Source organism: Corynebacterium tuscaniense (assembly GCF_008693065.1).
Classification (GTDB): domain Bacteria; phylum Actinomycetota; class Actinomycetes; order Mycobacteriales; family Mycobacteriaceae; genus Corynebacterium; species Corynebacterium tuscaniense.
The window spans coordinates 1-9,602 of the sequence record NZ_VXKH01000057.1 but is presented as its reverse complement, the minus strand read 5'-3'; the positions used below and the strand labels follow the sequence as shown (position 1 = coordinate 9,602).

Here is a 9,602-nt window from a genome sequence, read left to right as displayed (position 1 = left end):
GCGGATGGAACCACCGCCGTCCCCACCGATCGCGGCGGGGACGAGGCCAGCGGACACTGCAGCCGCCGAGCCACCCGAGGACCCAGCGGGGGAGTACGCAGTGTTCCAGGGATTGCGCGTCGCCCCATTGGCCACCGATTCCGTGTAGGGCCAAATCCCAAATTCCGGCATCGCGGTGGTCCCCACGATGACAGCGCCGGCCTCACGCAATCGGGCCACTACAGCGCAATCCGCCCGCGCCGGGGTAGTGAATGCTGCGCCACCAAAGGTGGTGGGAATACCCGCGACATCGTTTTCAGCTTTGATGGCAATGGGCACCGCGTGCAATGGGCCGAGCTCCACACCGCTGGAGGCCTTCGCATCGAGGGCGTCGGCAGCCGCGCGTGCTTCACCGTCAAGCACGGTGATGAAGGCGTTGAGCGTTGGGTTGAAACGTGCAATGCGGTCCAGAAAGAAATCCGTGACCTCGCGTGCAGTGAGCTCCCCGGACCGCGTTTTGGTGGCGATATCCACGACCCCGGCAAAAGCGAGAGTGTCATGAGTACTCATTCCCGCATAATAGTTAACGCGTGGGATCAATAACGTGAAAAACCAGTGGTGCTGTGGTCATGCGGTATGTACCCGGTACGGTGTCGAGTACCGCTAACAGCTCGTGGGATGCCTTTTCAGTCAGGGTGACGCTCAGGTGCGGGGGCTCCGCAACAATTCGGTGTCGCCGATTTTCAGGAACCGCCGGGTGAAAATCCACCGTCGTATCTGTCGCGGTGGGGTCGGGGATAAACCGCGCCCACGCTTCATCACTCACCACGGCGAAATCACGGCCGTAGGGAAAACGCCACCGCGCGGCTCGCAACAGGTGCGCGGCAGCGTGGATCGTCATATCAATGCGGCCCGAAGGGTCAACATCAAAATAGCTCGACGACACCACGCTTATTCGCGACCCCTCCACTGCCCGCCGGGTGGTCAGCTGGGTGTGGAAGCGGGCGTCGCTAAGCATGCTCTGTCTTAGCGGTGCGGTGAGGCCGAGCGGATCAACCTGTATGAATGCGGCGATGAAGGCTGATGGATCCCACGTGAGTGCGGCATCGAGCTCATCGGCCGTGACGCCCACGGCGGTAGTGAACCTCACGCGACCCGTCGGCGCGTCGCACATAGGCAATTCTGGATCGGCAGCGAACAGAAAACCGTTCAGTCGGGTTCCCTCGCACACCGGTTTGTGGAGGTCAATGTAATGGCCTGGCTCAATTGGCGCGCGCGTTGCCAGCGCACGTAGCTGATCAGCTGGCCACCGCGGCGGCGTACCAGGCTCCGGATCAGCCGACACGCGCAAAGTGAGCTCCGTCTGCGTCCCCGCCACCGGCAATGACGAATTCGTCCGCGACATCCCGTGGGTGACAAACAGGTAATAGGGGACAGGCTCCGGACGGTGGTACACGAGCACCGCGACTTTCTCCGTGAAATCAATCTCACCGTGCACAGCAACCGGTGCGCCATAGATAGCCGCCAGGTGTTCACGCAAATGCTCCCCACCGGTGCGGCGCCGGCTGCCACCGAACAAACCGCGACGAAGATTCATATCCCACAGTTTAAGCCGGTCAGCGCTGTTTCAGAAAAAGTTTGCCTAAGTGGGAACGAAACGTCGGGGTGAGTCGTTGGACTATATGATCGGTGCTTACTGCAACCTTGTGAGTAACCGCACGGAGTTACCAATAGAAAGGATCGTCGGAGCGTGAAATCTTCTAATCCCGTTTTGACTCATCTGCCCGCCTTCCAGCAACAGGCCACCCACCACCAGCCGATGGGCGGCCAGCACACCCCTTACGGCCAGGACCCCTACGGCCAGCAGCCTTACGGTGCCCCTGCAGCATTTCCTGCACAGGGCGCTGAGCGTCCCATCACCGTCGATGACATTGTGACCAAGACCGGTATCACGCTGTCTGTCATCGTGGTCTTCGCGCTCATTAACTTCGGTATCGGCACCGTGAATGCGGGAATTGCCATCGCCCTTACCTTCGTGGGTGCCATCGGTGGTCTGATCACCGTGCTGGTGCAAGCTTTTGGTCGCAAGTACGGCTCGGCGGTTGTCACACTGCTCTATGCCGCGTTTGAGGGCCTGTTTGTTGGTGGCTTCTCCATGCTCGTGTCCGGATGGATGGTCGGCAGCGCTGATGCCGGTTCCCTCATCCTCCAGGCAGTGATGGGCACCGTCGGTGTATTTGCCGGCATGCTCTTCGTGTATAAGACCGGCACCATCCGTGTCACCCCGAAGTTCACCCGCATCATGACAGGCTGCATCATCGGTGTTCTAGTGCTCGCGCTGGGCAACCTACTGCTCTTTGTGTTTACCGGCATGTCCCCGCTGCGTGATGGTGGTCCACTGGCCATCGTTTTCTCCCTCGTCTGCATCGGTCTGGCTGCCATGAGCTTCCTTACCGACTTTGATGTGGCTGACAAGCTGGTTCGCTCCGGCGCTCCGGCCAAGATGGCGTGGGGTGTTGCACTCGGCCTGGCTGTCACCCTGGTGTGGCTCTACACCGAAATCCTGCGCCTGCTGTCCTACTTCAGGGACTAGCGTCAGGCCTCCGGGCCTGCAAAGACTGCCCGGCCCGCTGTGCGTACTCACGTACCGTAGCGGGCCGGTTTTGTGCGTTGAGTAGCAGAAGACATTTCTGCTTAACCCAGGCCAACCGTGATAAATGAACTGCAATGAATCAACTGCAATGAATCAACTGCAATGAACGAATTCCAATAAACCACGTCACGGACGGCGACATTACCAATGGGTAAATACGCCACCTGGTTTATTTGAAAACGTTCATTTGGGTTTGGGGGTTTGGGTTTTGGCCACATCCCAGCCGGATTAAAACAGGTATCAGCCGGGTTCTAGCCCCGCTTTAGCTCCTCCGGTGACACGCCGTGCGAACATACTTTTGTTGCTTCACCCTTACTTAGCTCTTTTGTGCGCGGGCATGGGAAAACCCCTGGGACTATGCGGTCTCAGGGGTGAAACAAACGGTGCTGAGTAGCTCTAGATATTTTTAGTAGTCCGTCTGCGGGTTCACGTTCACACCGTCGATGGTGACATTGCCGAACACCATTGTGCCGTCAACAGCCTTCGGTGCGGACAGGGTGATCTGTGCGTTAGCCACCGGATCCTTGCCCTCACGGGTGCGCGTGGCGGTGCCGTGGGCGATCTCCTCGGACCAGTCTTCCCACACGATATTCTCTGCGAAGTCGTTCTGGTCCTTGCAGTTGAGCACGATGCGATTCGGCTGGTACTGAGTATTCGCATTACAGTCACTGTAGAACGGAGTGCCGTCCTGAGCAGTTTTGGCGATAAGGTCCGGGGACTTCAGCGCTGCCTCAAACGGATCATACGTAGTGGAGGTGGTGGTTGCCCCGTCTGCCTTGCCAGGCAGGGAGTCCGGGTTCTGGCTGGTGGCGGTGTCCACCTTGTGGTCGGAGTCCTGCTCATTCGGCGGGGAGCAGGCTGCCAAGCCGAGGGCGGTGGCAGCGGCGAAAGCAGTGATGGCAACCTTGCGGGAAGTGCTGATAGTCACGTCAAAAATCCTTAGATGAAAAAGTAGTGGGGGATATTCACGTTATTTCTGTGTCGCCGTGCGCTTATTTAGCGCGCGGGGTCTTAGCCTTAATAGAATCATACGGGTTAGCAGACACAATGGTCACCGAAATCTCGCGACCATTTGGGGCCGTGTAGGTGCGGGTTTCACCTTCACGGGCACCTAGAACGGCAGCACCAAGCGGGGACTGTTCGGAGTAGGTTTCCAAGTGCTCATTGTCGATGGAGGCTGCGCGGGTACCGATGAGGAAGGTTTCCTTATCGTCTTCATCGCCGTTGTAGTAAACGTGCAGCACGGAACCGACAAGGGCCACACCTTCCACAACACCGGTGCGCTCAGTGGTGGAGTTAGCCAGCAGCTCGGAAATCTGCTTGATGCGGGCTTCTTCCTGGTCCTGCTGCTCGCGGGCCGCGTCGTAGCCGGCGTTCTCCTTGAGGTCGCCCTCTTCGCGGCGCTCGTTGATCTCTGCGGCGATGACGGGGCGGTTGTCAATGAGCTGTTGCAGCTCGGCCTCCAGCTTGGCCTTCATTTCCGGGGTGATGTATTGCTGCTGGGTTTCAGCCATGGATTGAACCCTCGTTTCCGTTAAATATCTCAGCTTAGTCGTTAGGGCATATTAGCACAGCTAGAGCTCATGCTTTTCTGCGATCCCCGCCTCACCTCACCGTGCCTCCGGATGCTCCGCAGTCGGGTCGAGGTACGGCGGCATGGTGGATGCACAACCGTAGACACCACCGTTGACGGGAAGGTCATTGACGGGGATGTCTACGTGCATGCGCTGGATGCGGTCGCCGCCAGCAGGGATGACAATTTCGCGGCGACCGATTTCGGCCATGTCGTAATTCAGTGAGGTGATGATGCAGTAGGACGGTTCCGCCATGGTGTCTTCCTTGCGTTCAACGTCGAACCAGACGCGGGAGGTTGTGTCGTCGACCCGCTCGTGGGACACCAGCGTGGCGGAAATGGGCTGCTCTTGGCGCTGTATCACGTAGCGGCCGAGCATGACCACGATGAGGGCAACGAGGATGACGCCGATGATGGCCACAACCTTGCCCGCCACTCCACTGGTTTGGGGCTGTGGCTTCTCGCCGTAACGTGCGGCCGGGCGCGAGGTGGCGCTGGGGGTCGGGTTCGATGCGGTGCTCATCGTGCTCCTTTACTACTATTGTCTGCCAGTCAACATTATCCCCTAACCATTTCCGACAAGAGGTGGAGTACCACGTGACGGGCTATCGCTTACTGGCCATCCATGCGCATCCGGATGATGAGGCGTCGAAAGGCGCAGCGGCGATGGCGCGGTACGCGCACGAAGGCAACCGCGTCAAAGTACTTACGTGTACTGGGGGAGAACGTGGTGACATCCTCAACCCGGGCATGGATCGCCCGGGGGTAATGGAGCGGATCACGGAAGTCCGTCAGGAAGAGATGGCGGAAGCCGCGCGTGTGTTGGGCGTGGAGCATGAATGGCTGGGTTACGTTGATTCCGGTCTGCCAGAAGGGGACCCATTGCCGCCGCTGCCCGAGGGGTGCTTCGCGCTGGAGGACCCCCAGGAGGTGGCCAAGCGCGTGGTGGCGGTGATCCGTGAGTTCAAGCCCCACGTGATCATTACTTACGACGAAAACGGTGGCTACCCGCACCCCGACCACATCATGGTGCACAACGTGTCCATGATCGCGTGGGAGGAGGCAGAGAACCCGGAGTATGCGCCAGAGGTGGGTGAGCCGTGGACGCCGCAGAAGCTGTACTACACCCACGGGTTTGTTCCGCAGCGCATGCGCCTTCTCCATGATCACCTCTTTGGGCAAGGTAAGGAGAGCCCATATGAACCGATGCTCAAACGGTTTGAGGAGAATAATTCGGACATCATGCAGCGGGTGACCACGCAGGTTGAATGCGGTGATTACTTCCCGCACCGTTCCGCCGCCCTGCGTGCGCATGCCACGCAGATTGACCCGGATGGTCCGTTCTTGGTCTCCCCTCCAGAGGTGCAGGCAGAGCTGTGGCCGACAGAAGAATTTGAATTAGCTCAAACTCGCGTGCGTACGAGTCTGCCGGAGACTGATCTGTTCACCGGCGTGGAAAAGTGAGAGAGTGGTTTATATGACCTTGGATACTGCAACCAACCTGTTTTACTACGCGCAGCAGATGAACAAGGACGCCCCGATCGGCCCCGAGTTTGGCAAGGCTGAGCCCATCGGCGCTTTCATCGTCGTTGCCTTGGCAGTGGTGGTGCTGTCCATCGGCTGGGCGTTTTACCGGCGCTACACCCGTTTTAACCGTCGCCGCGCATTTGCTGAGGCGAATGGCCTCGATGTGTTCGACCGTGAGGCGATTGACCGCGCCATGGCCGAACAAGGCGTGCTCGACCGCAGGAAGCAGCGCTTCTTCTAAATCTCTGTTCTGCGCCGGAGTACAGTAGTGGCCGTGGCTATGTTTGACCGACTCCTCTACCCGTTGTACGAACGGCGTTTGAAGCATGAGTTGGCTGGCGTTACTCGCCCGAAGCATATTGCCGTCATGGCAGACGGTAACCGGCGTTGGGCACGCGAAGCTGGGTTCACGGACGTTGCTCATGGGCACAGGGTGGGGGCCAAGAAAATCGGGGAACTGATCCGCTGGTCCGCGGAGATGAACGTCGATGTGGTGACCATCTACCTTCTGTCCACGGAGAATCTCTCACGCACTGAAGAAGAAGTGCAGTTGCTCTACGACATCATTTCGGGTGTTGTGGATGAACTATCTAGTGATGATTTTGAAGCCCGCATTCGCCTCGTCGGCCACCTGGAATTGTTGCCTGATAAAGTGTCCGCGCGGATGCGTGCTGCGGCAGCAGCTACCGAAAATAAAGACGGCATCGTGGTCAACATCGCCGTTGGTTATGGTGGCCGCCAAGAAATTGTCGATGCCGTGCAAAATTTCATCCGGGCCAAAGCAGAAGAAGGCGTCTCGCTCGACGAGCTTATTCGTGATGTCTCGGTCGAATCCCTCTCCGAACACCTCTACACCTCCGGCCAGCCCGACCCGGACCTGGTCATTCGCACGTCAGGGGAACAGCGCCTTTCGGGGTTCCTGCTCTGGCAGTCTGCCTACTCGGAGATTTGGTTCACGGACACCTACTGGCCGGCATTCCGCAAGATCGACTTCTTACGCGCGCTTCGGGACTATTCGCAGAGGTCTCGGCGGTTTGGGAAGTAGCCCCGCGGGGCGTCGATAAGCAAACTACATCTTGCGCATGCGCACGCGCTGCACTGAATGATCAGCTGACTTTCTAAGCACTAAGGACGCGCGCACCCGGGTGGGCAAAATGTTCTCCACGAGGTTGGGCAGGTTAATGGTCTGCCAGATGGCGCGCGCCTCCGCCGCGGCCTGCTCATCCGTCAGCTCCGCGAAACGCGCAAAGTGCGCACCCGGCTCGCGGAACGCTGTGTTCTTGAGCTTAATGAAGCGGTCGATGTACCATCGCTCAATGTCCTCAGTGCGCGCATCCACGTAGACGGAGAAATCGAAAAGATCACTGACCATGAGCGTGGGGCCCGTCTGCAAAACGTTGAGGCCCTCCAGGATGAGAATGTCCGGCTGGTCGACGATCTGATACTCACCCTCGATCACGTCATACGCGTCGTGGGAATACACTGGCGCTTTCACATTTCTGCGTCCGGCCTTGACCTCCGTAACAAAGCGCAACAGATCACGGCGATGGTACGACTCCGGAAATCCCTTCCGGTTCATCAGATTGCGGCTCTTGAGCTCATCCGATGACAACAAGAAACCGTCGGTGGTGACCAAATCCACGCGCGGATGCGAATCCCAGCGCTGCAGGAGCACCTGTAGCACACGCGCCGTCGTGGATTTGCCCACAGCGACTGACCCAGCAATCCCGATGACAAACGGCACATGCCCCGGATTCTCGCCCAAAAATGTCTCCGTCACCGCTGTCAACTTCTGGCGCGCACGAATCTGCAGATGAATGAGACGTGACAACGGCAGATAAATATCGGCGACCTCTTTCAAGTCGATCATCTCGCCGATACCGCGCAACTCCTCCAAATCTGCCTCACTGAGCACCTGCGGCATCTTGGCGCGGCGCTCGCGCCACGCGTCACGCGGGAAGTCCAAGTAGGGGCTGGGATCAGCTGGTCGCGGCATGAGCACCATTGTCGCACTGTCATGCGCGGGCCACCCGATCGGGTCCACCGCGCGGTCAACGGGGTGCCTTTCGGGCAATATCTGGCAATAAATTGAACGTCCCAGGGTGCGTTGGGGCACAATGGTGGACACAAAACCGTGCAATGCGAAAGGAACAGGTGCAGCCCATGACGGACGACCTCCGCTACCAAGAGCTCTCCCAGCTCGACCCCGACGTGTACGAGCAGATCCTCGGGGAGGTGGCCCGCCAGCGCAACACCCTTGAAATGATCGCATCGGAGAACTTTGTTCCCCGCGCCGTGCTGCAGGCACAGGGCTCTGTCCTGACCAACAAGTACGCCGAGGGTTACCCGGGTCGCCGCTACTACGGTGGTTGTGAAAACGTTGATGTCATTGAGGACATTGCGCGCGACCGCGCCAAGGCACTCTTCGGTGCTGAGTACGCCAACGTCCAACCACACTCCGGCGCACAGGCAAACGCGGCTGTGCTTCACGCGTTGATCAAGCCGGGTGACACCATCATGGGCCTTTCCCTGGCACACGGTGGCCACCTGACCCACGGCATGAAAATCAACTTCTCTGGCCGCCTGTACAACGTCGTGGCATACGAGGTCGACCCGGACACCATGCTCATTGACATGGACAAGGTCCGCGAGCTTGCCTTGGAGCACCGCCCGCAGGTGATCATCGCGGGTTGGTCTGCATACCCGCGCACCGTCGATTTTGCTGCGTTCCGCGCTATTGCCGACGAAGTTGGGGCCTACCTGTGGACCGACATGGCTCACTTCGCTGGCCTTGTTGCTGCTGGCTTGCACCCGTCGCCGGTGCCGCACTCTGACGTGGTGTCCACCACGATTCACAAGACGCTTGGCGGCCCGCGCTCCGGCATGATCCTGGCTAAGGAGAATTACGGCAAGGCGCTGAACTCCGCTGTGTTCCCTGGCCAGCAGGGTGGTCCGCTTATGCACGTGGTGGCTGCCAAGGCCACCGCGCTGAAGATCGCCGGCACCCCTGAGTTCAAGGACCGTCAGGAGCGCACCCTCGAAGGTGCTCGCATCCTCGCTGAACGCCTGACCGCCGCGGACTGCAAGGAAGTCGGGGTTGACGTGCTCACCGGCGGTACTGATGTGCACCTCGTGCTCGCGGACCTGCGTAACTCTGAGCTCGACGGACAGCAGGCCGAAGACCTTCTCCACGAGGTGGGCATCACCGTTAACCGCAACGCCGTGCCGAATGACCCGCGCCCGCCGATGGTCACCTCCGGCCTGCGCATCGGCACTTCTGCACTGGCCACCCGTGGCTTCGACCAGGCTGCGTTCACGGAAACCGCTGACATCATTGGCACCGCCCTTGCACAGGGCAAGAATGCTGACGTGGACTCCCTCCGCGCCCGCGTGACCAAGCTGGCCGAGCAGTACCCGCTGTACCCGGGCCTCGAGGAGTGGAAGCTGCTCTAGGGGAAGCTGCCCCTAGAACACCAGCTGGTCGAGGAAGCGTTGCGCACGTTCTGATGTCGGCGCAGCGAAGAATTCCTCGGGTGGCGCGATTTCTACGATGCGGCCAGCGTCCATGAAAGCGACGCGGTCTGCAACCGCGCGGGCGAAGGCCATCTCGTGGGTGACCACGATCATGGTCATGCCATCCCGTGCGAGGCCGACGACCACGTCGAGGACTTCGCGGACGATCTCGGGGTCGAGGGAAGCGGTGATTTCGTCCAGAAGCAATGCCTTCGGCTGCATCATTAGTGCGCGCACGATGGCCACGCGCTGCTTCTGGCCGCCGGACAGCTCGCGCGGGCGGGCATCGGCTTTCTCGGCGAGGCCCACGCGTTCGAGCAATCCAAGCGCCCGAGAGCGCGCCTCGGCGAGATCCAC

The 9,602-nt window shown here is 59.7% G+C and carries 12 protein-coding genes; 5 read left to right on the top strand and 7 right to left on the bottom strand.

Annotated elements, in window-relative coordinates; all coding sequences use genetic code 11:
* Both F4V54_RS08950 and F4V54_RS08945 read right to left on the bottom strand, forming a co-directional pair.
* Positions 1 to 549: amidase family protein (locus F4V54_RS08950; RefSeq protein ID WP_249041275.1), on the bottom strand; the 549-nt coding region annotated here is incomplete at its 3' end.
* A 13-nt stretch (positions 550 to 562) separates the two neighbouring features.
* Complete coding sequence (locus F4V54_RS08945) at positions 563 to 1,576, bottom strand: suppressor of fused domain protein (RefSeq protein WP_150386906.1); 1,014 nt, start codon at positions 1,574 to 1,576, stop codon at positions 563 to 565.
* 153 nt (positions 1,577 to 1,729) lie between these two features.
* On the opposite strand from F4V54_RS08945, the gene F4V54_RS08940 reads away from it, so the two are divergent.
* A complete protein-coding gene (locus tag F4V54_RS08940) occupies positions 1,730 to 2,572 on the top strand; it encodes a Bax inhibitor-1/YccA family protein (RefSeq protein ID WP_249041274.1) in 843 nt (280 codons plus the stop codon).
* A gap of 466 nt (positions 2,573 to 3,038) precedes the next feature.
* Here the strand turns inward: F4V54_RS08940 and F4V54_RS08935 are convergent, their stop codons facing one another.
* The 3 genes from F4V54_RS08935 to F4V54_RS08925 all read right to left on the bottom strand — a co-directional run bounded on the left by F4V54_RS08935 (position 3,039) and on the right by F4V54_RS08925 (position 4,728).
* Positions 3,039 to 3,560: a hypothetical protein gene (locus F4V54_RS08935; RefSeq protein WP_034664734.1), complete on the bottom strand. Its 522-nt coding sequence runs from the start codon at positions 3,558 to 3,560 to the stop codon at positions 3,039 to 3,041.
* 64 nt (positions 3,561 to 3,624) lie between these two features.
* Complete coding sequence (gene greA, locus F4V54_RS08930; protein ID WP_034664732.1) at positions 3,625 to 4,146, bottom strand: transcription elongation factor GreA; 522 nt, start codon at positions 4,144 to 4,146, stop codon at positions 3,625 to 3,627.
* A 96-nt stretch (positions 4,147 to 4,242) separates the two neighbouring features.
* Positions 4,243 to 4,728, bottom strand: a complete 486-nt coding sequence (locus F4V54_RS08925; RefSeq protein ID WP_034664729.1) for a DUF4307 domain-containing protein — start codon at positions 4,726 to 4,728, stop codon at positions 4,243 to 4,245.
* Positions 4,729 to 4,802: 74 nt separating this feature from the next.
* Here F4V54_RS08925 and mca point away from each other — a divergent pair, with 74 nt between their 5' ends.
* From mca to F4V54_RS08910, 3 genes are read left to right on the top strand one after another with little or no spacing between them, the layout of a single operon-like run.
* A complete protein-coding gene (gene mca, locus F4V54_RS08920; protein ID WP_211359475.1) occupies positions 4,803 to 5,669 on the top strand; it encodes a mycothiol conjugate amidase Mca in 867 nt (288 codons plus the stop codon).
* 13 nt (positions 5,670 to 5,682) lie between these two features.
* The gene (locus F4V54_RS08915; RefSeq protein WP_034664723.1) at positions 5,683 to 5,973 is read left to right on the top strand and encodes a hypothetical protein; all 291 of its coding nucleotides are present in this window, start codon (positions 5,683 to 5,685) and stop codon (positions 5,971 to 5,973) included.
* Positions 5,974 to 6,006: 33 nt separating this feature from the next.
* Positions 6,007 to 6,777 (top strand): isoprenyl transferase, encoded by a 771-nt coding sequence (locus F4V54_RS08910; RefSeq protein ID WP_034664761.1) that lies wholly within the window; start codon positions 6,007 to 6,009, stop codon positions 6,775 to 6,777.
* 24 nt (positions 6,778 to 6,801) lie between these two features.
* Here F4V54_RS08910 and coaA read toward each other — a convergent pair whose 3' ends face one another.
* On the bottom strand, positions 6,802 to 7,728 hold the full coding sequence (coaA, locus tag F4V54_RS08905; protein WP_150386904.1) for a type I pantothenate kinase: 927 nt from the start codon (positions 7,726 to 7,728) through the stop codon (positions 6,802 to 6,804).
* A gap of 167 nt (positions 7,729 to 7,895) precedes the next feature.
* Here coaA and glyA point away from each other — a divergent pair, with 167 nt between their 5' ends.
* Positions 7,896 to 9,185 carry a serine hydroxymethyltransferase gene (gene glyA, locus F4V54_RS08900; RefSeq protein WP_034664721.1) on the top strand — a complete coding sequence of 430 codons (1,290 nt, stop codon included), beginning with the start codon at positions 7,896 to 7,898 and terminating at the stop codon, positions 9,183 to 9,185.
* A gap of 12 nt (positions 9,186 to 9,197) precedes the next feature.
* Here glyA and F4V54_RS08895 read toward each other — a convergent pair.
* Positions 9,198 to 9,602: amino acid ABC transporter ATP-binding protein (locus tag F4V54_RS08895; RefSeq protein ID WP_150386903.1), on the bottom strand; the 405-nt coding region annotated here is incomplete at its 5' end.

What these genes read in the sequence shown, in the direction of transcription:
- F4V54_RS08945 (WP_150386906.1), bottom strand. Translation starts at nt 1,576, where the DNA reads ATGAATCTTCGTCGCGGTTTGTTCGGTGGCAGCCGGCGCCGCACCGGT.
- greA (WP_034664732.1), bottom strand. Translation starts at nt 4,146, where the DNA reads ATGGCTGAAACCCAGCAGCAATACATCACCCCGGAAATGAAGGCCAAG.
- F4V54_RS08925 (WP_034664729.1), bottom strand. Translation starts at nt 4,728, where the DNA reads ATGAGCACCGCATCGAACCCGACCCCCAGCGCCACCTCGCGCCCGGCC.
- F4V54_RS08915 (WP_034664723.1), top strand. Translation starts at nt 5,683, where the DNA reads ATGACCTTGGATACTGCAACCAACCTGTTTTACTACGCGCAGCAGATG.
- coaA (WP_150386904.1), bottom strand. Translation starts at nt 7,728, where the DNA reads ATGCCGCGACCAGCTGATCCCAGCCCCTACTTGGACTTCCCGCGTGAC.
- glyA (WP_034664721.1), top strand. Translation starts at nt 7,896, where the DNA reads ATGACGGACGACCTCCGCTACCAAGAGCTCTCCCAGCTCGACCCCGAC.